Below are 25150 nucleotides of genomic sequence, written 5' to 3'. Positions count from 1 at the left end.
AGGAGGCTGCCCATGTCCGCGTCCCTTCCCCGACCTCGCGTGGGGGTGTGGCTGATCGGAGCCCGCGGCTCCGTCGCCACCACCGTCGTCACGGGGTGCGCCGCCGTCACCGCGGGACTGCACCCGCCCACCGGCATGGTGACCGAGACCCCCGCCTTCACCGACAGCGGCCTGCCCGCCCTGCCCGACCTCGTCTTCGGCGGCCACGACACCCTCGACTGCCCCCTGCCCAAACGCGCCGAGACGCTGACCGCCGGTGGCGTCCTTCCCCCCGGCCTCGCCACCGCCGTCACCGCCGAACTCGCGGCAGCGGACCGGGAGATCCGGCCCGGCGGTCCCACACCCGGGGACACCAGGAGCGAGGCCGACCTGATCGCGGCCTTCGCCCACGACATCCGCGACTTCGTCCGCCGCCACGCACTGGAGCGGGCCGTGGTGGTGAACGTCGCCTCGACCGAACCCGCCTCCGAAGGCCCCGGCGCCCCGCTCCCGGCCAGCACCCTCTACGCCCTGGCCGCCCTGCGTGCGGGCTGCCCCTACGTCAACTTCACCCCCTCCGAAGGCATGCACCACCCCGTCGCCGCCCGTGAGGCCGAACGCAGCGGCCTGCCGCACGCCGGCCGGGACGGCAAGACCGGACAGACCCTGCTGCGGGCCGTGCTGGGCCCGATGTTCGCCCAGCGGGCGCTGAGCGTCCGGGCCTGGTCCGGCACGAACCTGCTCGGCGGCGGAGACGGCGCCGCCCTCGCCGACCCGGCCGCCGCCGCGGCCAAAAACGCCGGCAAGGAACGCGTCCTCGCCGACACCCTCGGCGCCGTCCCCGAAGGCGAGGTGCACATCGACGACGTCCCCGCCCTCGGCGACTGGAAGACCGCCTGGGACCACATCGCCTTCGACGGCTTCCTCGGCACCCGCATGATTCTCCAGACCATCTGGCAGGGCTGTGACTCGGCGCTCGCGGCACCCCTGGTGCTGGACCTGGCCCGCCTGACCGCCCGCGCCCACGCGACGGGCCGGTCCGGCCCCCTCGACGCCCTCGGCTTCTACTTCAAGGACCCGGTGGGGGAGGGCCCCTCGGGTCTGTCCGAGCAGTACGAGGCGCTGCTCCGGTTCGGACGGAGCCTCGGGGCCACCGACGGCGAAGGCAGCGACAGGGGGTCGGTGGGGGATGCCGCCGAGGGCAGGGGTGCGGGGTCGGTGGGGGATGCCGAGCGCAGGGGCGCGGGGCCGGTGCGGGACCCCGAGGGCGGGGGCACGGGTCCGGTGGAGGACGCCGAAGACGGGCGCGACGGGTCGGTGCGGGACGCCGAAGGCAGGGGCGCGGGTCCGGTGGAGGACATTGAGCGCAGGCGTACGGAGTCGGTGAGGAGCGCCGAAGGCAGGCGCACGCGGTCGGTCCGGGGCGCCGAGGAGACAGGAGACACCCTGTGACGCTGCGCCGGAGCACGTGCAAAGACTCCGCCGGGGCGTCCACAACCTCCCCTGAGGACACCACGGTGGACACGGCCCCCCGCCCGAGCACCCCTCGCTCGCACCGAGGCCGCGCCTGGGCCGAACTCCTGCGCCTGCCAGCCCTGTTCAGCGTCCCGGGAGACGCCCTGGCGGGCGCGGCCGCGACCGGCACGCCCCCCAACTCGCGCACGCTGTACGCCATCGCCTCCTCCCTCTGCCTGTACGAGGCCGGAATGGCCCTCAACGACTGGGCCGATCGGGACGTCGACGCCGTCGAACGCCCCCACCGCCCCCTGCCCTCCGGCCGAGTCCGCCCCGCCGCCGCCCTCACGGCGGCCTGCGACCTCACCACGGCCGGACTGGCCCTGGCCGCCCGCGCGGGCCGCCCGGCCCTGGCCGTCGCCACACCCCTGGCGGTGACCGTGTGGGCGTACGACCTCGGTCTGAAGCACACGCCCGCCGGACCCGTGGCCATGGGCGCGGCCCGGGGTCTCGATCTGCTCCTGGGGGCCGCCGCCACCGCAGGCCGCACCCGAAAGGCCCTGCCCTCCGCCGCCCTGCTCGGCACCCACACCCTGGCCGTCACGACGGTCTCCCGCCAGGAGGCGCAGGGCGGCTCGCCCCTGCCTCCCCTGGCGGCCCTCGCGACGACCGCGCTGCTGAGCCGGCTGGTGACACGTCACCCCAGCCCTGCGACGACCGACCATCGGCAGGCCATGGCCCATGGGCCGACGCGCCCCAGAGCCGCCGGGCATCCCCGGCAGGAGCCGGCAGCACTGCTCACCGCGGCCCTGGCAACCGCCTACGCCGCCACGATCGCCCGTCCCTGCTTCCACGCCGCCCTGAACCCCTCACCTCCTCTCACCCAACACGCCGTCGGCGCCGGCATCCGCGCCACCGTCCCTCTCCAGGCCGCTCTCGCCGCGCGGTCCCGGGCCACGGCGTCCGCCCTCCTCGTCGCCGCCCTCGCCCCGCTCGGAGCGCGGTTCGCGAAGAAGGTGAGCGTCACATGATCCCCGCCGCCCGCGCCGCCGAGAGCCGAACCGGAGGCGCTCCCGCACCCGGCACCCACTCCACCGCCTCGCCCCACCCCGCCTCACCTCACCCCGCCTCCACCCCACCCGGCGCCCTCCCCTCCCTGCGCTTCGGCTACGGCACCAACGGACTCGCCGATCTCCGGCTCGACGACGCGCTCTCCCTCCTCGCCGACCTCGGCTACGACGGGGTGGGACTGACCCTCGACCACATGCACCTCGACCCGCTGGCCCCTGACCTCGCCGCCCGCACCCGCCATGTCGCGCACCGGTTGGACGCGCTCGGACTCGGCGTCACGATCGAGACGGGCGCCCGCTATGTACTCGACCCGCGCCGCAAGCACGGGCCCTCCCTGCTGGACCGGGACCCCGACGACCGGGCCCGCCGCGTCGACCTCCTCGTCCGGGCCGTCCGGGTCGCCGCCGACCTGGGGGCCCACGCCGTCCACTGCTTCAGCGGAGTCGTCCCCGAGGCCACCGACACGGACACCGCGTGGAAGCGCCTCGCCGAGACCCTCACCCCCGTCCTGGACGCCGCCGCCCGTGCGGACATCCCGCTCGCCGTCGAACCCGAGCCGGGCCACCTCCTGGCCACCCTGGCCGACTTCCACCGGCTGCGCGGCGTCCTCGGCGACCCCGAACCCCTCGGCCTCACCCTGGACATCGGCCACTGCCAGTGCCTCGAACCCCTCCCGCCGGCCGACTGCGTGCGCGCCGCCGCACCCTGGCTGCGGCACGTCCAGATCGAGGACATGCGGCGCGGCGCCCACGAACACCTCCCCTTCGGGGACGGCGAGATCGACTTCCCGCCGGTCCTGGCGGCCCTCGCCGCCACCGGCTACCAGGGCCTGACCGTCGTCGAACTGCCCCGTCACTCCCACGCCGGCCCCCGCTTCGCGGAACACTCCCTCCCGTTCCTCCGCCACGCCGAGCGGACCGCGGCCGCCGAGCCGCCCCACCCCGCTCCGGCCCTCCAGCAGGCCGCGCCACCCCACGGCGCTCCCTCCACCACCCATGAGGGGAGCAGCACCAGATGACCCGACCCCGCTTCACACCAGCGGCGAGCACGGAACACACCGACAGCAGCCGGAGCGCCCGCCACCTCCAGGACCCCGGCCGGACCGCCCGGGCCCAGAGCGAGACCCGGCCCCGCACCTCCCTCCGGGACACCAGCCCCACCCCCTCGCTCACGGACCTCCGCCACCATCTCGCCACCCACCTCGACCCGGCCGCCCGCACCTGGCTCGACCACGCCCTCGACGAGGCCGCCTCCCATCCCGGCCTCCATGGGCCCATCTCCGTGTGGGAGCTGCGTCTGGCCGAAGCCGGCCGGCACTGCGGGCCCGCGCACGCCGACGCCGCGCGCGTGCTCATCCTCGACGCGGCCCGCGCCGGCACCGACGCCCTGACCCGGGTGTACTTCCAGGGCACCGCCGACGAACGCCGAGCCGTGCTGCACGCCCTACCCCACCTGGTGTCCGGCCCGGACGCGCTCCCGCTCGTCGAGGACGCCCTGCGCACCAACGACACCCGCCTCCTCAGCGCCGCCGTCGGCCCCTACGCCGCCCGGCACCTGGACGCCCATGCCTGGCGTCACGCCGTGCTGAAGTGCCTGTTCACCGGCGTGTCCGCCGACCACGTAGCGGACCTGCCCCGACGGGCCCGCGGCGACGGTGAACTGGCCCGCATGCTGGGCGACTACGCCGCCGAGCGCACCGCCGCCGGCCGGCCCGTCCCCGAGGACCTGTACCGCGTCCTGGACCTGACCGAGTCCGCGACCCCCGCCCCGGGCCCGGACCACCCCCACGGCAAGGAGTCCTGATGCGCATCTTCGACCCCCACATCCACATGACCTCCCGGACCACCGACGACTACGAGGCCATGTACGCCGCCGGTGTCCGCGCCGTCGTCGAGCCGTCCTTCTGGCTCGGCCAGCCGCGCACCTCGCCCGCCTCCTTCCGTGACTACTTCGACGCCCTCCTGGGCTGGGAGCCCTTCCGCGCCGCCCAGTACGGCATCGCCCACCACTGCACCATCGCCCTCAACCCCAAGGAGGCGAACGACCCGCGCTGCGCGCCCGTCCTCGACGAACTGCCCCGGTATCTCGTCAAGGACAACGTGGTGGCGGTCGGGGAGATCGGCTACGACTCCATGACCCCCGCCGAGGACACCGCCCTCGCCGCGCAGCTCCAGCTCGCCGCCGACCACGGCCTGCCGGCCCTCGTGCACACCCCCCACCGCGACAAGCTCGCCGGGCTGCGTCGCACCCTCGACGTCGTCCGGGAGTCCGCCCTGGCCACGGACCGGGTCCTGGTCGACCACCTCAACGAGACCACCGTCAAGGAGGCCAGGGACAGCGGCTGCTGGCTGGGCTTCTCCGTCTATCCGGACACCAAGATGGACGAGGCGCGCATGGTCGCGATCCTGCGTGCCCACGGAACCGAGCGGATCCTGGTGAACTCCGCCGCCGACTGGGGCAAGAGCGACCCCCTCAAGACCCGCAAGGTCGGGGACCTGATGCTGGCCGAGGGCTTCGACGAGGACGACGTCGACCAGGTGCTGTGGCGCAACCCCGTCGCCTTCTACGGGCTCAGCGGCCGGCTGCGCCTCGACGTCACGGGCACGGAGGCCACCCACGAGGGCAACTCCATCCTCCGCGGCGTCCCCAAGGAGCCGCACGTGCCGGAGAGGGATCCCGGCGCCCCGGTCCGCGTCCCCGCCGCGGAGGCGTGAGTCATGCGCTTCCGCCACCCCGACGGCTCCACCGTCCACCTCGCCTACTGCACCAACGTCCACCCTGCCGAGACCCTGGACGGCGTCCTTGCCCAGCTCCGCGACCACTGCGAACCCGTCCGGCGGCGCCTGGGCCGCGACCGGCTCGGCATCGGGCTGTGGCTCGCCAAGGACGCCGCCCACGCCCTCGTCACCGACCCGGCCGCACTGCGCGGGCTGCGCACCGAACTCGACCGGCGCGGCCTCGAGGTCGTCACCCTCAACGGCTTCCCCTATGAGGGCTTCGGCGCCGAGGAGGTCAAGTACCGCGTGTACAAGCCGGACTGGGCCGACCCGGAACGCCTCGACCACACCGCCGCCCTCGCCCGTGTCCTCGCCGGGCTGCTCCCCGAGGACGTCACCGACGGGACCATCTCCACCCTGCCCCTCGCCTGGCGCACCGCGTACGACGACGAGCGCGCGCGGACCGCCCACACCGCGCTGCGCGCCCTCGCCGAACGCCTCGACGCCCTGGAGGAGCTGACCGGCCGCTCCATCCGCGTCGGCCTGGAACCGGAGCCGGGCTGCGTCGTCGAGACCACCCACGACGCCATCGCCCCGCTCACCGCGATCGGCCACGACCGCATCGGCGTCTGTGTCGACACCTGCCATCTCGCCACCTCCTTCGAAGATCCGCACACCGCCCTGGACGCGCTCACCACAGCCCGCGTTCCCGTCGTCAAGTCCCAGCTCTCCGCCGCCCTTCACGCCGAACACCCCCACCTCCCCGAGGTGCGTGAGGCGCTCGCCGCCTTCGCCGAACCCCGCTTCCTGCACCAGACCCGCACGGCCACCGCCGCCGGTCTGCGCGCCACCGACGACCTCGACGAGGCCCTCGCCGACCACGCCCTGCCGGACGCCTCGCCCTGGCGGGCGCACTTCCACGTCCCGCTGCACGCGGCCCCCGCCGCGCCCCTCACCTCCACCCTCCCGGTCCTGAAATCCGCACTCACCCGGCTCGTCGGCGGCCCGGCCCCGCTCACCCGCCACCTGGAGGTCGAGACCTACACCTGGCAGGCCCTCCCACCCGAGCTGCGCCCCAAGGGCCGCGCCCAGCTCGCCGAGGGCATCGCCGCCGAACTCACCCTCGCCCGCGACCTGCTGACGGACCTCGGCCTGAAGGAGCTGCCATGAGCACCGGCCCCAAGGAGCACCCGGACCCGGCCGCCGCTGACCCGGCCTCCCCGCCACCGGCCACCACGGACCGCCCCACACCGCTCCTCGTCCTCGACGTCGTAGGCCTCACCCCCCGTCTCCTCGACCACATGCCCCACCTCAAGACGCTGGGCCAAAACGGCTCCCACGCCCCGCTCGGGACCGTCCTGCCCGCCGTCACCTGCGCCGCCCAGTCCACCTTCCTCACCGGCACCATGCCCTCGGAGCACGGCATCGTCGGCAACGGCTGGTACTTCCGCGAACTCGGCGACGTCCTGCTGTGGCGCCAGCACAACGGTCTGGTGGCCGGCGACAAGATCTGGGACGCCGCCCGCCGCGCCCACCCCGGCTACACCGTCGCCAACATCTGCTGGTGGTACGCCATGGGCGCCGACACCGACATCACCGTCACCCCCCGCCCGGTCTACTACGCCGACGGCCGCAAGGAACCCGACTGCTACACCCGGCCGGCCGCACTCCACGACGAACTCACCGAGCGGTTCGGCACATTCCCCCTCTTCCACTTCTGGGGTCCGGGAGCCGACCTCGTCTCCAGCCGGTGGATCATCGACGCGACCCGCCACATCAACCGCACCCGCCACCCCGACCTGACGCTCTGCTACCTCCCCCACCTCGACTACGACCTGCAGCGCTTCGGCCCCGACGACCCGCGCTCCCTGAAGGCGGCCACCGACCTGGACGCCGCCCTCGCCCCGCTGCTGGACGACGCCCGCGCCGAGGGCCGTACCGTCGTCGCCCTGTCCGAGTACGGCATCACCCGCGTGAACCGGCACGTCGACATCAACCGCGCCCTGCGCCGGGCCGGGCTGCTGGAGGTGCACACGCAGGACGGCATGGAGTACCTCGACCCGATGGCGTCCCGTGCCTTCGCGGTCGCCGACCACCAGATCGCCCATGTCTACGTGCGCCGCCCCGAGGACCTCGACGCCACACGAGCGGCACTCGACGGCCTGCCCGGCATCGCCCAACTCCTCGACGACGAGGGCAAGAAGAGCCATCACCTCGACCATCCGCGCGCGGGCGAACTCGTCGCCGTGGCGGAACCCGACGCCTGGTTCACGTACTACTACTGGCTCGACGACGACCGCGCGCCCGACTTCGCGCAACTGGTCGAGATCCACCGCAAACCCGGCTACGACCCGGTCGAACTCTTCATGGATCCCCTCGACCCCTACGTCAAGGTCAAGGCGGCCACCGCCCTGGCGCGCAAGAAGCTCGGCCTGCGCTACCGCATGGCGGTCGTGCCCCTGGACCCCTCACCTATTCGAGGCAGCCACGGCCGCCTTCCGCAGAGCGACGACGACGGTCCGCTCCTCATCTGCTCCACCCCCCGTGCTGTCGGCGACCGCGTCGCGGCCACCGATGTGAAGTCACTGCTGCTCCGACTCGCCGGTCTCGCCTGAGGTCACAGCCCTCGGCACCGACTGGTCACAAGTGAAGCACTCACCACTGACAACGCCCCGCGATCACGAGGAGTTCCCGCATGAGCCGCTTCTCCCGGCCCGACCCCGAGCTCGGCCTGCGCCTGAGCAGACGAGGCATGCTCGGTGTGGCCGCCGGTGCCACCGCCGCCGCCCTGCTCGGCGCCGCGACCCCGGCGCACGCCGCCACCACCGCCGCCAACGGCAGCGCCACGCCCGCCACCGCGTCCGGTACCAAGGGACGGGGCCGACCCGTGCTGCCGCCCGGCCGCCTCGGCATCCAGCTCTACAGCCTGCGCGACAAGGTCTCCACCCTCGGCTTCGGCCCCGTCTTCGCCGAACTGGAACGGTACGGCTACGACGAGGTGGAGTTCGCCGGGTACACCCAGGGGGCGGCCGGCCCCATCACGCTCGCCCAGCTCAAGCGGCTGGCCCGCGACCACGGCCTGAACCCGATCGGCAGCCACGTCGGCTACTACTCCGACGACCCGAACGCCTACACCTTCGCCCAGAACCTCACCAAGGTCCTCGACGACGCCCAGGCCCTCGGCCTCAAGCACATCGGCACGGCCTCCGGCCCGTTCCGCTACGGCTCGACCGTCGACGCCTGGAAGCGCGCCGCCGAGGACTTCAACACCTACGGCGCGGCGGCGAGGGCGCGCGGCATGAAGTTCTACCAGCACAACCACTCCGAGGAGTTCTCCTTCGCCACCGACAACCCCAAGGTCCGCCTCTACGACCTCCTGCTCAAGGAGACCGACCCGGACCTGGTCCACCTGGAGATGGACATCTACTGGGCGTACGTCGGCCAGTTCCGCTTCTCCAAGCGGCCCGACGGCACCCCCGCACCGTTCGAGCCGCTGGACTACGTCCTGCGACGGCCCGACCGCTACCCGCTGTTCCACGTCAAGGACGGCGAGAGCGACCCGTCGAACCCGTACGGCTACCGCATGACGGACGTCGGCGACGGCGACATCGACTACCGGCGGTTCATCTCCGCCGTGACCCGGCTGCGGGGCCACCGTCTGGCCCACCACTGGCAGGCCGAGCACGACAACCCGGCCGACTCCTTCTCGTTCGCCCGCCGCTCCAGCGCGCACCTGCACTCCCTGAGGGAGAAGTGCTGACGGACGTACAAACATGAGGAGGCCCCTCCCCGGTCGGGGAGGGGCCTCCTCATGGGTGGGCCGGGCCTCAGCCCACCGTCTGCGGCCGTGCCGGCGCGCGTCCCGGCTGGCGCAGCAGCAGCGCGACCACCGCCGCGAGCATCGACACGCCCCCGGCGAGCGCGTACGCGCCGTTGTAGCCCCAGGCCGCGACCACCATCGAGCCCAGCCCACCGCCGAACAGGCCGCTGATCAGCTTGCCGCTGTAGACCAGCCCGTAGTTGGTGGCGTTGTAGTTCTCCCCGAAGTAATCCGGGGTGAGCGCCGCGAACAGCGGGTAGAACGCGCCGCCGCCGAAACCGGACAGGAACGCGAAGAACAGGAACAGCCACTCGCTCTTCAGGTCACCCGCCCAGATGATGCCGAACTGGGCGAGGCCCAGCACGACGATGACGAACACCAGCGTCGGCTTGCGGCCCCACCGGTCGGACAGCCAGCCCACCACGCCCCGGCCGACGCCGTTGACGACGGCCATCACGCCCATCGACGACGCCGCCACCAGCGGGCCGAAGCCCACGTCCCTGGCGAAGTCGACCTGGAAGGAGATGCCGAAGATCGACACGCCGGCGGTCATCACCACCGAGATCCACATCAGCGGCAGCATGCCCGTGCGGAGGGCCTCCTTCGGGGTGTACTGCCGTACCGCCGGGGGGTTCTTGGCCAGGCTCGCGGCGTTCTTCCGGTCGCCGGAGAAGGTCAGCGGGTCGATGTCCGCCGGCCACCAGTTCTTCGGCGGATCCTTGAAGAAGAACGCGCAGGCCACGACCACGATCATCACGTAGCAGCCGATGAGGTCCAGGACCCGGTGGTAGTTCGTCGTGTCGAAGCCGTAGTTGAAGATGAAGATGAACGGCAGAGACCCGTACGCGAACCCTCCGTTGACGAACCCGGTACGGGCGCCGCGCCGCTCCGGGAACCACTTGCCGACCATGTTGATGCAGGTGGCGTAGACGAGCCCGGCGCCGATCCCGCCGACCACGCCGAAGCCGAGGATGGCCGACAGCACGTTGCTCAGGTGCGACAGGGCCAGGAACCCCAGCAGGCACAGTCCCGACCCGAGGTACATGGCCGAGCGGGCCGACAGATGGCCCTTCTCCCGCAGCCAGCCCGCCGGGAAGGCGATGCCGGCCTGGAAGAACACCCAGACGCTGAGGATCCAGAAGGTGTTGCTCTGCGTCCAGCCGTGCGCGTGGGACAGGGTGTCCTCCGCGGAGCCGTACGCGTACTCGAAGACGCTGATGGCCATCATGGCGGTCCACGGCAGATACACCATGATCTTGCGGGAGTGGCCGAGGATGTCGCGGTCGGTCTCGCCGACGCGGTAGACGCGGCCGTGCGGATCGGTCACCTCGCGGTAGGGACGGTGTGCGGCGCCGGAGGGTAAGGGGGAGGTGCTTGCTTCGTACGGATCTGCCGTCATGTCAGGCTGTGTCCTCGCCGAGCGGTTGTGGGTTGGGAGAGATGCGGCGCGTTTCCTTGTCGCGTCCCGGCGGGGTGAGGAACAGCGCCACGCAGCCGGCGAACAGCGAGATCGAGCCGGCCAGGATGAAGGCACCGGAGTGCCCCCAGGCGCCGACGACCACCGCACCCATGCCGGCGCCCAGGCCGGAGACGAGCTTGGCGCTGTAGACCATGCCGTAGTTGGACGCGTTGTTGTTCTCACCGAAGTAGTCGGCGGTGAGCGCGGCGAACATCGGGAAGATGGCGCCGCCGCCGAACCCGGAGATCGCGGAGAAGATCAGGAACAGGGTCAGGTTCTTGCTCTCGGCCGACCAGAGGATGCCGTACTGGGCGAGGCCGAGGATGAGGCAGACCACGAGCAGGCACCGCTTGCGGCCGTAGAGGTCGGAGAGCCAGCCGATGACGCCGCGGCCGGTGCCGTTGACGACGGCCTTCAGGGACATGGCCGTGGCCACGATCCCCCCGGCGAATCCGGCCTCCTCGCCGATGTCCACCTGGAAGGCGATACCGAAGATGTTCACGCCGGACGTACAGGCCAGGCAGAACCACATCAGGGCCACCCGGCCGGTCTTCCAGGCCTCCTTGGGGGAGTACTGGCGCACCGCCGGCGGGTTCATCCGCATGGAGCGGGCGGCGCGCGGGTCGTCCGGCGGGTTCAGCGGGTCGATCGTCGAGGGCCACCAGTTCTTCGGCGGGTCCTTGAAGAAGTAGCCGGAGCACGCGACCATCCCGGCCAGGAACAGACCCACCGAGACCAGCACCCAGCGGAAGTTGGTCAGGTCCATGTAGCCGTTGAAGAGGAAGACGAAGGGCACCGAGCCGTAGGCGAAACCGCCGTTGACGAAGCCCGTCTTGCCGCCCTTGCGCTCGGGGTACCACTTGCCGACCATGTTGACGCAGGTGGCGTACACCATGCCCGCGCCCATGCCGCTGAACATGCTGAAGCCGATGTAGGCGAAGACCACGTGCGGCGCGAAGGCGAGGGACAGGTAGCCCAGCAGGGTGCCCGTCGCGCCGAGCATCATGGCCCAGCGGGCCGGCAGTTTTCCGCTCTCACGCAGTTTGCCCGCGGGGAAGGCCACCGCGGCCTGGAAGAAGACCCAGACGGTCATCATCCAGAAGATGTGCATGCTGTTCCAGCTGTGCGCCGTGTGCAGGGTGTCCTCGGCGGACGCGAACGCGTACTCGGCGGAGGAGATGCCCATCATGCCGATCCAGGGCAGGATCACCATCCACTTGCGCTTGCGGCCCATGATGTCGATGTCGGTCTCACCGAGCCGGTAGACGCGACCGTTCGCGTCGGTGACCTCCCGGTAGGGAACCGTGGTGGGCAGATCGGTCGTTGTCATGTCGTGTCGCACCCCTTGCGTCGAAAGATCTGGCCAGCGCCCCCTGTCCCATGCCTTTCGTGCGCGTGCGGGTCCCGGGGCCGGCCGACGCGCACCGTCGGCCGGCCCCCCGCTCACTCACCTCATGTACCGCCCCCCAGCCGTCCCGCCTCCCGCGCCCAGCGGTACTTCGCGCCGAGCACGGCCACCGGCTTCTCGGTCGTGTACGGGTACGCCACGACCCCGCGCTCGAAGAGGTACTGGCAGGCCTCCTCGACCTCCACGTCCCCCGCCAGCGACGCGACCACCGGCTTTTCGATCCCGCGCTCGCGGAACTCGGCCACCACGCGCGCGGTGAGCTCCGCGAAGACCATGGGAGGAGTGACGATCGTGTGCCAGTAGCCGAGGACCAGCGCGTGGATGCGCGGATCCTCCAGGCCCAGCCGGATCGTCGCCTCGTACGTCGACGGCGGCTCGCCCCCGGTGATGTCCACCGGGTTGCCCGCGGCCCCGAAGGGCGGGATGAACCTCCGGAACGCCTCGTCCAGGTCCGGCGGGATCTCCATCAGCGACAGTCCGTTGTCCGTCACGGCGTCGGAGAGCAGCACACCGCTGCCGCCGGCGCCCGTGATGATGACGACGTTGTCGCCCTTGGGCGCGGGAAGCACCGGCAACGCGCGCGCGTACTCCAGCATGTCGTTCAGCCCCGGCGCGCGGATCACCCCGGCCTGGCGCAGGATGTCGTCGTACACGGCGTCGTCACCGGCGAGGGCGCCGGTGTGCGAACCCGCCGCCTTGGCACCCGCCGCCGTCCGGCCGGCCTTCAGCACGACCACCGGCTTCTTCGGCACGGTCGCCCGCGCGGCCTCCACGAAGGCCCGGCCGTCCTTGAGGTCCTCCAGGTGCATCGCGATGCAGTCGGTGTGCGGGTCCTCGCCGAACCAGGTCAGCAGGTCGTCCTCGTCCAGGTCCGACTTGTTGCCGAGGCCGACGATCGCCGACACGCCCGTCTTGGTGGTCCGCGCGAAGCCCAGGATGGCCATCCCGATGCCGCCCGACTGCGAGGTCAGCGCCACCCCGCCCTTGACGTCGTACGGCGTGCAGAACGTGGCGCACAGGTCCTGCCAGGTCGAGTAGTAGCCGTAGATGTTCGGCCCCAGCAGCCGTACGCCGTGCCGCTCGGCGATCGCCACGATCTCCGCCTGGAGTTCGTGCTCGCCGGTCTCGGCGAACCCGGAGGGAATCAGCACGGCGTTCGGGATCTTCTTGCGACCCACCTCCTCCAGGGCGGCGGCCACGAACCTGGCGGGGATCGCGAAGACCGCCACATCCACCTCGCCGGGAACGTCCGTGACACTCTTGTACGCCTTGCGGCCCAGGATGTCATCGGCCTTGGGGTTCACCGGGTGGATCTCGCCCGCGAAGCCCCCGTCCACGAGGTTGCGCATCACCGAATTGCCGATCTTGCCCTGCTCGTTGGAGGCGCCGATCACGGCGACCGAGCCCGGCTGCATCAGCCGGCGCATCGAGGTGAGGATCTCGTCGCGGGAGTACTTCCGGCGCGGCGCGGGCTGCGACTGGGCGAGGATCACCCGGATGTCGGCCGCGACGGCCCCCTGCGCCGTCGCGATCACCGGATTGAGGTCCACCTCGGCTATCTCCGGGAAGTCCGCGACGAGTTGTGACACCCGGCGGATCTGCTCGGCGACGGCCCACCGGTCCACGCCCGCCTGGCCGCGCACCCCGCGCAGGATCTCCGCCGACCGGATCGAGTCGAGCATCGACAGCGCCTCGTCGGCGGTCACCGGCGCGAGCCGGAAGGTGACGTCCTTCAGCACCTCGACGAGCACCCCGCCGAGCCCGAAGGCGACCACCTTCCCGAACGTGGGGTCCGTGACCGCCCCGACGATGACCTCCTGCCCCTTCGGCAGCAGTTCCTGCACCTGCACGCCCGAGATACGGGAACCGGCGTCGTAGGCGCGCGCGTTGTCGATGATCGTGTGGAACGCGGCCCGTACGTCGGCGGCGCCCTCGACCCCGACGACCACCCCGCCGGCGTCGGTCTTGTGCAGGATGTCCGGCGAGACGATCTTCATCACGACGGGCCCGCCGAAACGCGCCGCGAACGCCACGGCCTCGTCGACGTCCGTCGCCAGCTCCTCGCCCGGTACGGCGATCCCGTACGCGTCGGCGATCACCTTTCCCTCGGGCGCGGTCAGCGCGGTCCGTCCCTCGGCCCGTACGGCCTCCAGGAGGGACCGCACCCGCAGGACCCGGTCTTCCGCCATCACGTCAGATCACCCCGTTCGACTTGAGCAGGCGCACTTCCTCGTCGCCGAGGCCGAGTTCGCCGACGTAGACCTCTTCGTTGTGCTCGCCGAGCAGCGGTGAACTGGTCACCTCGACGGGGGAGTCGGACAGCTTGAGGGGGCTGCCGACGGTCACGAAGTCGCCGCGCTCGGGGTGCGGGACGGTGACGACCATCTCGTTGGCGACCAGCGAACGGTCCTCGATGATCTCCCGGGTGGACAGGATCGGCCCGCACGGGATGTTGTGCGCGTTGAGCCGCTCCAGCACCTCCCACTTGGGCAGCGTGGAGGACCACTCCTCGATCAGCTGGAACATCTTGCCGAGCTTGGGCAGCCGCGCCTCGGGCGTCGACCACTCGGGGTCGGCGGCCAGCTCGGGCCGGCCGATGAGCTCGCTGATGGGCTGCCAGCCGACGGGCTGCACGATGACGTACACGTAGTCGTTCGGGCCGCCCGGCGCGCACTTGACCGCCCACCCGGGCTGACCGCCGCCGGACGCGTTCCCGGACCTGGGAACCTCGTCGCCGAAGTCCTCGTTGGGATATTCGGCGAGCGGCCCGTGTGCCAGGCGTTGCTGGTCCCGCAGCTTCACCCGGCACAGATTCAGTACAGCGTGCTGCATGGCCACGTTGACCCGCTGCCCGCGACCGGTGCGCTCCCGTTGGAAGAGCGCGGCGAGGATGCCCGCCACGGCGTGCACACCCGTCCCCGAGTCCCCGATCTGGGCCCCCGTCGCCAGCGGAGGTCCGTCCTCGAAACCGGTGGTCGACATCGACCCGCCCATGGCCTGCGCGACGACCTCGTACGCCTTGAAGTTGGTGTACGGGCCCTCGCCGAACCCCTTGATGGAGGCATAGACGATCCGTGGATTGATCTCCTGGATGCGGTCCCAGGTGAAGCCCATCCGGTCCACCGCGCCCGGGCCGAAGTTCTCGACCATGACGTCGGAGCGCCGGATCAGCTCGGTGAGGATCTCCTTGCCGCGCTCGGTCTTGGTGTTGAGGGTGATGCTCCGCTTGTTGCAGTTGAGCATCGTGAAGTAGAGGGAGTCGACGTCCGGCAGATCACGCAACTGCTTGCGCGTGATGTCGCCGGTCGGCGCCTCCAGCTTGACGACGTCCGCGCCGAGCCAGGCGAGCAGCTGGGTCGCCGACGGCCCGGACTGGACGTGCGTCATGTCCAGGACGCGGATGCCTTCGAGGGCCTTGGTGGACGTAGGGGTCATCGGGGGCACCTCACTTGTACATGGTCTGGTTCATGGTTCCGGGGGCGTACGCGTCGGGGTCGACCCAGACGTTGATCAGCGACGGCTTGCCGGACTCACGGGCGCGCCGCAGGGCCGGGCCGATGTCGGCGGGGTCGCGGACCTCCTCGCCGTAACCGCCCAGCATCTGGGCGAACTTGTCGTAGTGGACGTCGCCGAGGGTGTTGCCGACCCGGTCGCGGTCCTTGCCGTACTTGGCGGCCTGGCCGTAGCGGATCTGGTTCATGGAGGAGTTGTTGCCGACGATGCCGACGAACGGGAGGTCGTAGCGGACGAGCGTCTCGAAGTCCCAGCCGGTCAGGGAGAACGCCCCGTCGCCGAAGAGCGCGACGACCTCCTTGTCGGGCCGCGCCTGCTTGGCCGCGAGCACGAAGGGGACGCCGACGCCGAGCGTGCCGAGGGGACCGGGGTCCATCCAGTGCCCAGGGGACTTGGGCTGGACGACCTGCCCGGAGAAGGTGACGATGTCACCGCCGTCGCCGATGTAGATGGAGTCCTCGGTGAGGAAGTCGTTGATCTCGCTGACCAGGCGGTAGGGGTGGATGGGTGAGGCATCGGACTTCAGGTTCGGCAGCCGCTTCTCCAGGGCGGTCTGCTCGGCCGCCCGCAGTTCGTCCAGCCACTCCTTGCGCCGGGACGCACCGCCGTTGACGCGCCCGGAGGCCGCCTCGGTCACCGACTTCAGCACCAGCCCGGCATCGCCCACGATGCCGAGGTCGATGTCGCGGTTCTTGCCGACGGTGCGGTAGTCGAGGTCGATCTGCACGACGGTCGCGTCGGGGGACAGGCGCTTGCCGTAGCCCATGCGGAAGTCGAAGGGTGTGCCGACGATGACGATGACGTCGGCGCCTGAGAAGGCGTACCGGCGCGAGAGCTGGAAGTGGTGCGGGTCGCCGGGCGGGAGGGTGCCGCGTCCCGCGCCGTTCATGTAGGCGGGGATGTTGAGGGTCCTGACGAGTTCGATGGCCGACGCGGTGCCCCGGGTCGTCCACACCTGGCTGCCGAGCAGGATGGCCGGCTTCTCGGCGTGCACCAGCAGGTCGGCGAGCTTCTCGATCGCCTCGGGGTCGCCGGCCGAGCGGGTCGAGGCGCGGTAGGCGCCTTCCTGGGGCACGCGCGCCTTGGCGGCCGGGACCTTGGCGTCCAGTACGTCGCGCGGGATCTCCAGGAAGGAGGGGCCGGGCGCGCCGTGGTAGCACTCGCGGAACGCCATGGACACCATGTCCGCCGCGCGGGCGGTGTCGGGCACGGTCGCCGCGAACTTGGTGATGGGGTTCATCATGTCGACGTGCGGAAGGTCCTGGAGCGACCCCATCTTGTGCTGGGTGAGCGCCCCCTGACCGCCGATCAGCAGCATCGGTGACTCCGCGCGGAAGGCGTTGGCGACACCGGTGACGGCGTCGGTCGTGCCCGGTCCCGCGGTGACCACCGCGCAACCGGGCTTGCCGGTGATGCGGGCGTATCCGTCGGCGGCGTGGGCGGCGACCTGCTCGTGGCGTACGTCGACGACCTCGATGCCCTCGTCGACGCAGCCGTCGTAGATGTCGATGATGTGGCCGCCGCACAGCGTGTAGATGCGGTCGACCCCCTCGGCCTTCAGCGCCTTGGCTACGAGATGACCACCGGAAATCAAGTCCTGGGTGTCGTCGGGCATGGCGAAGTCCTGTCCCTTCGTAGGGGGTTGGAGCGGCTCGCGGTACATTGCATACAGTCGACGAATACTGTATGAAGCTTGTTATCCCGCATCCGGTGGGTGGTGTCCAGGGGGCGTGCGGCACTTTCAGTCAGGAGCCGAAATGGACCTGTACGAACACCAGGCAAGGGAACTCTTCGAAGAACACGGCATCCCGGTCCCGCGGGCCGAGGTGACCGACTCGCCCAAGGAAGCGCGCGAGATCGCCCGCCGGCTCGGCGGCCGAGTCGTGGTGAAAGCCCAGGTGAAGACCGGTGGGCGTGGCAAGGCCGGTGGGGTGAGGCTCGCCGCCGATCCGGCCGCCGCCGAGCTGACCGCGCGCCAGATCCTCGGCATGGACATCAAGGGCCACACCGTCGGAAAGGTCATGCTCGCCCAGCCCGTGGACATCGAGAGCGAGTTCTACGTGTCCTACGTACTCGACCGCGCGGCGGGCCGCTTCCTCGCGATCGCCTCGGCCGAGGGCGGCATGGACATCGAGGCGGTCGCCGCCACGCGGCCGGAGGCGGTCGTCCGTATCCCCGTCGACCCGGCCGAGGGCGTGACCTCGGCCAAGGCCACCGAGATCGCCGACGCGGCCGGACTGCCGCCGCAGGCCGTCGAGGTCCTCGTACGCCTGTGGGACGTCCTGGTCCGCGAGGACGCCCTGCTCGTCGAGGTGAACCCGCTCGTCCGCACCAAGGAGGGCCGGATCCTGGCCCTCGACGGCAAGGTCACTCTTGACGACAACGCCCGTTTCCGGCAGGCACGCTGGGGTGCGGACGACACCGGGCACGACGACCCGCTGGAGGCGGCCGCCGCCGCGAAGGGCCTCAACTACGTCAAGCTCGACGGCGAGGTCGGCATCATCGGCAACGGCGCCGGCCTCGTCATGTCGACCCTCGACGTGGTCGCGGGGTGCGGCGCGCGACCGGCCGACTTCCTCGACATCGGCGGCGGTGCCAGTGCCGAGGTGATGGCGGACGGACTGTCGGTCATCCTCTCCGACCCGGCCGTGAAGTCCGTCTTCGTCAACGTCTTCGGCGGGATCACCGCCTGCGACGCCGTCGCCGACGGCATCGTGCGGGCGCTGCAAGCCGTCCGGTTGACCAAGCCGCTCGTCGTGCGCCTCGACGGCAACAACGCGGCCCGGGGCCGGGCCATTCTCGACGAGCACGCGCATCCGCTGGTGCAGCAGGTCACCACCATGGACGGCGCCGCCGCCCGTGCCGCCGAACTCGCCGCCACGGCCTGAGGAGAGGAACGCCATGGCCATCTACCTCACCAAGGAGAGCAAGGTCCTCGTCCAGGGCATGACCGGCGGCGAAGGCATGAAGCACACCCGGCGGATGCTCGCGGCCGGCACGAATGTCGTCGGCGGCGTCAACCCACGCAAGGCCGGCCGCACGGTCGACTTCGACGAGCGCGCCGTGCCCGTCTTCGGCACGGTCGCCGACGGGATGCGCGCCACCGGGGCGGACGTCACCGTGGTCTTCGTGCCGCCCGCCTTCGCCAAGGCGGCCGTCGTCGAAGCCGCCGACGCCGGCATCGGCCTCGCGGTCGTCATCACCGAGGGCATCCCCGTCCACGACTCCGTGGCCTTCACCGCCTACGCCCAGGGCAAGGGCACCCGCATCGTCGGCCCCAACTGCCCCGGCCTGATCACCCCCGGCCAGTCCAACGCCGGCATCATCCCGGCCGACATCACCAAGCCCGGCCGCATCGGGCTGGTCTCCAAGTCGGGCACGCTGACGTACCAGCTCATGTACGAACTGCGCGACATCGGCTTCTCCACCTGCGTGGGCATCGGCGGCGATCCCGTCGTCGGCACCACGCACATCGACTGCCTCGCCGCCTTCCAGGACGACCCCGACACCGAACTGATCGTCCTCATCGGGGAGATCGGCGGCGACGCGGAGGAACGCGCGGCGGCGTACATCCGCGAGCACGTCACCAAGCCGGTCGTCGGTTACATCGCCGGGTTCACCGCACCCGAGGGCAAGACCATGGGACACGCGGGCGCGATCGTGTCCGGCTCGTCCGGTACGGCCGCCGCGAAGAAGGAGGCGCTGGAGGCGGCCGGGGTGAGCGTGGGCAGTACTCCTACGGAGACGGCGAGGTTGGTGCTCGCGCGACTCGACGGACGATAGCCGGGCCGGCCGCCCAGGTTCCGGCCGGTCGCCGAGCTTGGCCGCGCTGGTTGGCCGACCGGTCGCCGGTTTACCCGTGCCAGTTCCTGGCCGATCGCCGGGGTGGCCACGGTGGTTGCTGACGATCACCGGGCCAGTCGCGCGGGTGCCCCGGGCGGTCGCCGAGCTACCCGCGCGGTTTCCGGCCGATCGCCGGGCCAGCCAGCGGGCCGACGATCAACGGGCCAGCCGCGCCGGTTGGCCGACCGGTCGCCGGTTTACCCGTGCCAGTTCCCGGCCGATCGCCGGGCCGGCCATGGTGGTTGGCTGACGATCACTGGGCCAGCCGTGCGGGTGTCCTCGGCGGGTCGTCGAGCTACCCGCGCGGTTTCCGGCCGATCGCCGGGCCAGCCAGCGGGCCGACGATCAACGGGCCAGCTGCGCCGGTTGGCCGGCCGGTCGCCGGGCCAGCCGCGTCGGTGTCCCCGGCCGATAGCCGGTCTGCCTGCGCCGGTTGCCGGCCGACCGCCGGGCCAGCCACGTCGATTTCCCGGCCGCTCACCGGCCCACCCGCAGTGGCCCCCCGCCCGACCGCCGGGCCACCCACCCCGCATTTCCCGCCCCCGACCGTGCACCGAGAGCGGAGCAACCCCATGGCACCCACCCTCACCCTCAAGACCGGCACGTCCTGGCTCGACGCGTGGCGGCGGTGTCTCGCCGTCGCGCCCGAGGCCTTCCGTGACGACCGGGTCCTCAACCTCTGGAACGGCGCCTGGCAGGAGGACGGCCGGGTCCTGCCGGCCGTCAGCCCCGTCGACGGCAGCCCGATCGCCGGCCCGCCCCGCCTGGACGGAACCACCGCCCACTGGGCCGTCCGCGCGGCACTCGACCAGCACCGCGCCTGGCGGCACCTCCCCCTGGAGGAGCGCCGGGCCCGCGTCGCCGCCACCCTGGACGCCCTCGCCGAACACCGCGGCCTGCTCGCACTGCTGCTCGTCTGGGAGATCGGCAAGCCCTGGCGGCTCGCCCAGGCGGACGTCGACCGCGCCATCGACGGGGTCCGCTGGTACGTCGACGGCATCGAACCCATGCTCGCCGGCCGCTCCTCGCTGGACGGGCCCGTCTCCAACATCGCCAGCTGGAACTACCCGATGAGCGTGCTCGTTCACGCAGTGCTGGTCCAGGCACTGGCAGGCAACGCGGTCATCGCCAAGACCCCGACCGACGGCGGTGTCGCCTGCCTGACCCTGGCCTGCGCCCTCGCCGCCCGCGAGGGAATTCCCGTCACCCTCGTCAGCGGCAGCGGAGGCGAGCTGTCCCAGGCGTTGGTGCGGGCGCCCGAGATCGGCTGCGTCTCCTTCGTCGGCGGTCGTGACACCGGCGCCGCCGTCGCCACGGCCGTCGCCGACCTCGGAAAGCGACACGTCCTCGAACAGGAGGGGCTCAACACCTGGGGCATCTGGAACCACTCGGACTGGGACACCCTGACCGCGGTGATCCCCAAGCTCTTCGACTACGGCAAGCAGCGTTGTACGGCGTACCCGCGCTTCGTCGTCCAGCGGAAGCTGTTCGACGCGTTCCTCGCGGCGTATCTCCCGGCGGTGCGCACGCTTCAGGTCGGGCATCCGCTCGCCGTGGAGCAGCCGGACGACCCGTTCCCGCAGCTGGACTTCGGGCCGGTGATCAACGCGGCCAAGGCGAAGGAACTGCACGACCAGGTCGCCGAGGCGATCGAACGCGGTGCCGTACCGCTGCACCGTGCCACGCCCGACGAGGCCCGGTTCCTGCCCGGCCAGGACACCTCCGCCTACGTCCAGCCGGTCACGCTCCTCGATCCGCCCCCGTCCTCTCCGCTGCACCACGCGGAGCCGTTCGGCCCGGTCGACACGATCGTCCTGGTCGACACGGAGGCGGAGTTGCTGGCCGCGATGAACGCCTCCAACGGTGCGCTGGTCGCCACGCTGTCCACGGACGACCGGGCGACCTACGACCGTCTCGCCCCGCAGATCCGCGCGTTCAAGGTCGGTCACGGCACGCCCCGCTCCCGTGGAGACCGCGACGAGCTGTTCGGCGGGCTCGGCGGGTCCTGGCGCGGTGCGTTCGTCGGCGGTGACCTGTTGGTGCGCGCGGTGACTCGGGGCCCTGAGGGGGAGCGGCTGCCGGGGAACTTCCCGGAGTACCAGTTGCTGCCCTGAGGAGGGGGGCGCGGCCGGCGCCGGGCCGTGCTCGTAATGCCGACCCGGTTTGCGCCGCTGCCCGGCCTGCCCCGCTGTCCGGCTTGAGCCGAGGGCCAGGCATCTTCCCCGCCCGGCTCGGTCCGGCCGGCCCTCGTGAGGAGTCCGCCCGCCCCGACCCGCCGCTCAGCCGATGCCCTGCCGGTCCGGGCGCAGGGCGAACTCCCGGTCCGACGGGGTCGGCGCGGCCAGGTCGACGGCCTGGCGGAGCAGTTCGCGATGGCGCAGCAGCGGCTCGCGGCGGTCCGGGGGCGCGAGCAGGAGCAGATCGTCCAGACCGGCCAGCATCCGCCGGGAGACCTGCGGGCTCTCGGCGGCGCACAGCCGCACCTCGGTGCACCCGAGATCCACCAGGTCGGTCCACCCCGGCACGGGCTGCACCAGCCGTACCGCACCGGCCCGGTCCCGGTGCAGGGCGGCGTCCAGCGGCCGCCGGCTCAGCGCGGCCAGGAACTGGACGATCCGGTCCAGTGCCTGCACCGCGGTCGTCGGATCGTTGATCGCGGACGACAGGGCGCGCAACGCGATGTCGGACAACTGCCGCAGTCCGAAACCGAGATCCTGGTGGTAGGTCCGCTCCACTCCCACCGAGATCGCGTGGCGCAGCCTCCTGCGGGGCGGGACCGGCCCGCCGTGCACCGCCAGTACGGGCATCCCGGGCACCACGAAGTCCCCGATCCGCGGGATCAGCCGCAGCACCACCCCGTGTTTGCGCGCCACCCGCACCAGCCGGGCGATGTGCACGTCGCGCAGTACCCCCGCCGGGCCCTCGTGCGCCACCCACGCGGTCTCGGGACCGAGACCGGCGGCGTCCGGGCCGCTCACCGGCACGGGCATCGAGGCGGCCACGCGGAACGACTCCGAGGCGATCCGCGCGATCACATGGCTGATCCGCATCAGCCGCAGGGTCGCGTTCACGTACAGCACGAAGAGCAGCAGACTCAGCCCGACCATGCACAGGGTGAGGACCGACTGCACCAGCGGTACCGACGTGACGGCGCGGGGGTCGTCGACCGTGTCGAAGCTCGTCAGGACCAGCAGGGTCAGCACGAACGTCGCCAGGAAGACCGCGAAGGTCGCCTTGGTGATCCGGCTGCGCACGAAGAGCCGCACCACGCGCGGGGTGAACTGCCCGCTCGCCATCTGCACGGCGACCAGCGAGATGCTGAAGACCACCCCGATGAAGGTCATCATCGCCGAGCCGACCGCGCTCACCACGGCCTTCGCGTCGTCCGCGAACCGCAGCAGCTCGTCGAGCGTCTCGTAGTCCCGGTCCTCCCGGAGGGCGTCGACGACGGCCGTGTCGAGCAGGTTCGCCCCCACCCAGACCACGAAGACGCCCGCCATCGCCGCGGTGGGGGCGAACCAGAACGTGTCGCGCAGATGCTCCCTGAGCGGCGACAGGGCCCGCGGGCGGCGTCCCGCCGAAGCGCTCCGCGTAACCATCCAGTCACTCATGGTGTGACCCTAGAGGCATCGGGGCGCGAGGTCCCGGACCCCCGCCAGGCGGACGGAAACGCAGGTGAAAGGCACTCCGAAAGCTTGGTATTGTTGTCCATGTCGCCGCGGGGAACACCCCCGGCAAGGCGGCGGACACCTGGTCCGGGTGGCGGAATGGCAGACGCGCTAGCTTGAGGTGCTAGTGCCCTTTATCGGGCGTGGGGGTTCAAGTCCCCCCTCGGACACAGATCAGCTCGGGCGGGTCGAGATCTTTCTCGGCCCGCCCGAGCTGTTGTGCGTCCCCGGTGCCTCAGTGCCGGTACTCCCGCAGCTTGCGGTACAGCGTCGCCCGGCCGATCCCCAGCGCGCTCGCCGTTCGGGCCTTGTTGCCGCCGTGGCGGCGCAGCGCCTCCAGGATCGTGGCGCGCTCGGCGTGCTCCATCGGGCTGAGCGGGCGCGTGGCCGGCCCCTCCCGGACGGCGTCCGGCAGCTCGGCCCGGGGCACCGGACCCGTCACCCGCCGGTGCTCGGCCAGGGCCCGGACGACATGGGCCAGCTCGGTGACGTTGCCCGGCCAGGGGTACCGCTCCAGCGCCCGCAGGGCGTCCAGGGTCCAGGTCAGGGGCGGCTGCCCGGGCGCCGGGCGGGGGGTGAGGGCCGGCAGCAGGTCCCGTATGTCCTCGGTTCGTTCCCGTAGGGGCGGAAGGGTCACCGAGCGGGCGGACAGCTTGTCCAGCAGGCGCTGGAGGCAGGGGCCGACGGGCGCGCCGGGCGTGTAGGTGATCAGCAGCCGGGCGTCCGGGTGCTGGTCCAGCAGGGAGTTGAGCGAGGCCACGCCGGGCTGGGTGAGGCGTTCGGCGTGGCGGAGCAGGAGGGGACGGCCGGGCCGCCACGCGGGCAGGGTCCGGTCGAGTCCGGCGTCCTGCGCCGCGTCGGCCACCTGAGCGGTGTCCGACGCGAGCAGCTCCCGCGCCAGCGCGGACTTGCCGGTGCCGCGCTCGCCGGTCAGCAGCAGCGGCTCCCGGGAGCGGGCCAGCTCCACGGCACGCCCGACGGCGTGCCGCCAGGGCACCGAGGAGCCGGTCAGGGCGGCCGGAGCGTAAGGCGGCGACACCGCCGGGGGCGCCGGATCGTCGAGCGGCTCCAGGACGGCCACGATCCCGATGGCCGTGCCGTCCAGACACACCGGAGTGACGCTCGCGGTGCACCCGGCCCCCTCCGGCAGCTCCGCGCGGCCCGTGCCGTCCGTCTCCCGCGCGCCGGCGGCCGTGCGCTCCAGCGCGCAGAGCACCTCGGGCGTCAGCAACCGTTGCGCCGCGTCGCTGACCAGCCGGTTGCGGCCGTCGAGGGCAGCGACCGCCCGGTCCCGCCCGCGCGCCGCCCTCACATAGGCGTCCAGCAGCACCCGCTCGGCCCGGCCGGCCCGCGCCCGCAGCTGCGTCTCGACCGCCGTGACCGTCGCCTCGGCGAACGCCGCCTGAGGGTGCGGCGGGCCCGCGGCGCACAGCCGGGACGCGACCGTCAGGGTGCCCAGCACCTGCCCGCTCTCCGGACCGAGGACCGGGACGCTGACCGCGGACACCTCCTGCCACCGGTCGAGGAAGTGCTCGGGGCCGTGCACCTCGGCCCGGCTCCGGCTGCGCAGGGCGAGGGCCGCGCTGTTGTGGCCGACCTCCTGCTCCGACAGGACGGTGCACGCCTCGAAGCCGGGCGCGTTCCCCGCCGTCCACAGCACGCGCAGCCGCTCGTCGGTCAGGACGAGCAGCGACCCGTCCGGTCCCAGGGCCGGGACGATCCGGTCGAGCACCGGCCGGGCGGCGGCGAGCAGTTCCGACTCGCCGGGGCGGGACGGGCGGGGCGGCGGCTCTTCCAAGTCGTGCGGCACGCCGAAGAACCGGGCCCGCCGCCACGCCGCGACGACGTCCTGCGGAACACCCGCGGGCAGCGGGCGCCCCGAAAGGAACCGCTCGCGGGCGAGACGGAGCGAGGGCCGGGCGGTGGCTGCGGGGGAGGGGTCTGTGGTGGTCACGGCACCGTCCACCGTAACGCGTTCGGTTGAACGGGAAACAACTGCGGGTGGTCACGCCGCCCTTCGCCCGGCTCTCCGGTGTCTCGTAATGAGACACCCGTGCCCGGCCGTACACCCGCATGATCAGGCACGTCCGGCCGCAGGCCCGCCCCGGCCGTGGCGGGCCGCAGCCACCTGACTGCCGTGTGCCCGGGCCGCTCAGCGTCCCGCCGCCCCAACCCTCAGCCGCCCCAATCCCCCACCGCCCCAACCCCCTTAGCAGG

Annotated in this window: 18 protein-coding genes and 1 tRNA gene; 12 read left to right on the top strand and 7 right to left on the bottom strand. The window is 72.0% G+C overall.

Features of this window, described 5'->3' with window-relative positions; genetic code table 11:
• The first annotated feature begins 12 nt into the window (after positions 1-12).
• From AB0I06_RS03040 to AB0I06_RS03005, 8 genes are all read left to right on the top strand, one after another.
• The gene (locus AB0I06_RS03040; RefSeq protein ID WP_363116954.1) at positions 13-1431 is read left to right on the top strand and encodes an inositol-3-phosphate synthase; all 1419 of its coding nucleotides are present in this window, start codon (positions 13-15) and stop codon (positions 1429-1431) included.
• Between the two features lie 65 nt (positions 1432-1496).
• Complete coding sequence (locus tag AB0I06_RS03035; protein WP_363116953.1) at positions 1497-2465, top strand: SCO3242 family prenyltransferase; 969 nt, start codon at positions 1497-1499, stop codon at positions 2463-2465.
• Entirely contained in the window at positions 2462-3523 is a 1062-nt protein-coding gene (locus AB0I06_RS03030) for a sugar phosphate isomerase/epimerase family protein (protein ID WP_363116952.1), read from the top strand. Before AB0I06_RS03035 ends, AB0I06_RS03030 begins: the two co-directional genes overlap by 4 nt.
• Entirely contained in the window at positions 3520-4308 is a 789-nt protein-coding gene (locus tag AB0I06_RS03025; protein WP_363116951.1) for an EboA domain-containing protein, read from the top strand. The genes AB0I06_RS03030 and AB0I06_RS03025 overlap by 4 nt, the downstream gene beginning before the upstream one ends.
• Entirely contained in the window at positions 4308-5219 is a 912-nt protein-coding gene (locus AB0I06_RS03020; protein WP_363116950.1) for a TatD family hydrolase, read from the top strand. Before AB0I06_RS03025 ends, AB0I06_RS03020 begins: the two co-directional genes overlap by 1 nt.
• 3 nt (positions 5220-5222) lie before the next feature.
• On the top strand, positions 5223-6392 hold the full coding sequence (gene eboE / locus AB0I06_RS03015) for a metabolite traffic protein EboE (protein WP_363116949.1): 1170 nt from the start codon (positions 5223-5225) through the stop codon (positions 6390-6392).
• Positions 6389-7837 (top strand): nucleotide pyrophosphatase/phosphodiesterase family protein, encoded by a 1449-nt coding sequence (locus AB0I06_RS03010; protein ID WP_363116948.1) that lies wholly within the window; start codon positions 6389-6391, stop codon positions 7835-7837. Before eboE ends, AB0I06_RS03010 begins: the two co-directional genes overlap by 4 nt.
• A gap of 80 nt (positions 7838-7917) precedes the next feature.
• Positions 7918-8982: a sugar phosphate isomerase/epimerase gene (locus AB0I06_RS03005; RefSeq protein WP_363116947.1), complete on the top strand. Its 1065-nt coding sequence runs from the start codon at positions 7918-7920 to the stop codon at positions 8980-8982.
• A gap of 67 nt (positions 8983-9049) precedes the next feature.
• On the opposite strand, the gene AB0I06_RS03000 is transcribed toward AB0I06_RS03005, so the two are convergent.
• The 5 genes from AB0I06_RS03000 to AB0I06_RS02980 form a co-directional block, all read right to left on the bottom strand.
• Positions 9050-10441, bottom strand: a complete 1392-nt coding sequence (locus AB0I06_RS03000) for an OFA family MFS transporter (RefSeq protein WP_363116946.1) — start codon at positions 10439-10441, stop codon at positions 9050-9052.
• A gap of 1 nt (position 10442) precedes the next feature.
• On the bottom strand, positions 10443-11831 hold the full coding sequence (locus AB0I06_RS02995; protein WP_363116945.1) for an OFA family MFS transporter: 1389 nt from the start codon (positions 11829-11831) through the stop codon (positions 10443-10445).
• A gap of 122 nt (positions 11832-11953) precedes the next feature.
• Positions 11954-14098, bottom strand: coding sequence for an acetate--CoA ligase family protein (locus tag AB0I06_RS02990; RefSeq protein WP_363116944.1), 2145 nt, complete (start codon positions 14096-14098; stop codon positions 11954-11956).
• 4 nt (positions 14099-14102) lie between these two features.
• Positions 14103-15344 carry a formyl-CoA transferase gene (gene frc / locus AB0I06_RS02985; protein ID WP_363116943.1) on the bottom strand — a complete coding sequence of 414 codons (1242 nt, stop codon included), beginning with the start codon at positions 15342-15344 and terminating at the stop codon, positions 14103-14105.
• A gap of 10 nt (positions 15345-15354) precedes the next feature.
• Positions 15355-17037: a thiamine pyrophosphate-binding protein gene (locus tag AB0I06_RS02980; protein WP_363116942.1), complete on the bottom strand. Its 1683-nt coding sequence runs from the start codon at positions 17035-17037 to the stop codon at positions 15355-15357.
• A 142-nt stretch (positions 17038-17179) separates the two neighbouring features.
• On the opposite strand from AB0I06_RS02980, the gene sucC reads away from it, so the two are divergent.
• The 3 genes from sucC to AB0I06_RS02965 all read left to right on the top strand — a co-directional run bounded on the left by sucC (position 17180) and on the right by AB0I06_RS02965 (position 21379).
• Positions 17180-18310, top strand: a complete 1131-nt coding sequence (sucC, locus tag AB0I06_RS02975) for an ADP-forming succinate--CoA ligase subunit beta (RefSeq protein ID WP_363116941.1) — start codon at positions 17180-17182, stop codon at positions 18308-18310.
• 13 nt (positions 18311-18323) lie between these two features.
• Positions 18324-19205: a succinate--CoA ligase subunit alpha gene (gene sucD, locus AB0I06_RS02970; protein ID WP_363116940.1), complete on the top strand. Its 882-nt coding sequence runs from the start codon at positions 18324-18326 to the stop codon at positions 19203-19205.
• A 632-nt stretch (positions 19206-19837) separates the two neighbouring features.
• Positions 19838-21379, top strand: coding sequence for an aldehyde dehydrogenase family protein (locus tag AB0I06_RS02965; protein WP_363116939.1), 1542 nt, complete (start codon positions 19838-19840; stop codon positions 21377-21379).
• Between the two features lie 165 nt (positions 21380-21544).
• Here the strand turns inward: AB0I06_RS02965 and AB0I06_RS02960 are convergent, their stop codons facing one another.
• Entirely contained in the window at positions 21545-22876 is a 1332-nt protein-coding gene (locus AB0I06_RS02960; RefSeq protein WP_363116938.1) for a DUF2254 domain-containing protein, read from the bottom strand.
• A 142-nt stretch (positions 22877-23018) separates the two neighbouring features.
• Between AB0I06_RS02960 and AB0I06_RS02955 the strand changes: the two genes are divergently transcribed.
• Positions 23019-23103, top strand: a tRNA-Leu gene (locus AB0I06_RS02955).
• Between the two features lie 65 nt (positions 23104-23168).
• Here the strand turns inward: AB0I06_RS02955 and AB0I06_RS02950 are convergent.
• A complete protein-coding gene (locus tag AB0I06_RS02950) occupies positions 23169-24887 on the bottom strand; it encodes a helix-turn-helix domain-containing protein (RefSeq protein ID WP_363116937.1) in 1719 nt (572 codons plus the stop codon).
• Between the last annotated feature and the right edge of the window lie 263 nt (positions 24888-25150).

The organism is Streptomyces sp. NPDC050674 (assembly GCF_040654575.1).
GTDB lineage: Bacteria > Actinomycetota > Actinomycetes > Streptomycetales > Streptomycetaceae > Streptomyces.
This window is presented reverse-complemented; position numbering and strand designations above follow the sequence as displayed.

Coding starts and splice junctions, on each gene's coding strand:
- AB0I06_RS03040 (WP_363116954.1), top strand. CDS start 13: ATGTCCGCGTCCCTTCCCCGACCTCGCGTGGGGGTGTGGCTGATCGGA.
- AB0I06_RS03030 (WP_363116952.1), top strand. CDS start 2,462: ATGATCCCCGCCGCCCGCGCCGCCGAGAGCCGAACCGGAGGCGCTCCC.
- AB0I06_RS03025 (WP_363116951.1), top strand. CDS start 3,520: ATGACCCGACCCCGCTTCACACCAGCGGCGAGCACGGAACACACCGAC.
- AB0I06_RS03020 (WP_363116950.1), top strand. CDS start 4,308: ATGCGCATCTTCGACCCCCACATCCACATGACCTCCCGGACCACCGAC.
- eboE (WP_363116949.1), top strand. CDS start 5,223: ATGCGCTTCCGCCACCCCGACGGCTCCACCGTCCACCTCGCCTACTGC.
- AB0I06_RS03010 (WP_363116948.1), top strand. CDS start 6,389: ATGAGCACCGGCCCCAAGGAGCACCCGGACCCGGCCGCCGCTGACCCG.
- AB0I06_RS03005 (WP_363116947.1), top strand. CDS start 7,918: ATGAGCCGCTTCTCCCGGCCCGACCCCGAGCTCGGCCTGCGCCTGAGC.
- AB0I06_RS03000 (WP_363116946.1), bottom strand. CDS start 10,441: ATGACGGCAGATCCGTACGAAGCAAGCACCTCCCCCTTACCCTCCGGC.
- AB0I06_RS02995 (WP_363116945.1), bottom strand. CDS start 11,831: ATGACAACGACCGATCTGCCCACCACGGTTCCCTACCGGGAGGTCACC.
- AB0I06_RS02990 (WP_363116944.1), bottom strand. CDS start 14,098: ATGGCGGAAGACCGGGTCCTGCGGGTGCGGTCCCTCCTGGAGGCCGTA.
- frc (WP_363116943.1), bottom strand. CDS start 15,344: ATGACCCCTACGTCCACCAAGGCCCTCGAAGGCATCCGCGTCCTGGAC.
- AB0I06_RS02980 (WP_363116942.1), bottom strand. CDS start 17,037: ATGCCCGACGACACCCAGGACTTGATTTCCGGTGGTCATCTCGTAGCC.
- sucC (WP_363116941.1), top strand. CDS start 17,180: ATGGACCTGTACGAACACCAGGCAAGGGAACTCTTCGAAGAACACGGC.
- sucD (WP_363116940.1), top strand. CDS start 18,324: ATGGCCATCTACCTCACCAAGGAGAGCAAGGTCCTCGTCCAGGGCATG.
- AB0I06_RS02965 (WP_363116939.1), top strand. CDS start 19,838: ATGGCACCCACCCTCACCCTCAAGACCGGCACGTCCTGGCTCGACGCG.
- AB0I06_RS02960 (WP_363116938.1), bottom strand. CDS start 22,876: ATGAGTGACTGGATGGTTACGCGGAGCGCTTCGGCGGGACGCCGCCCG.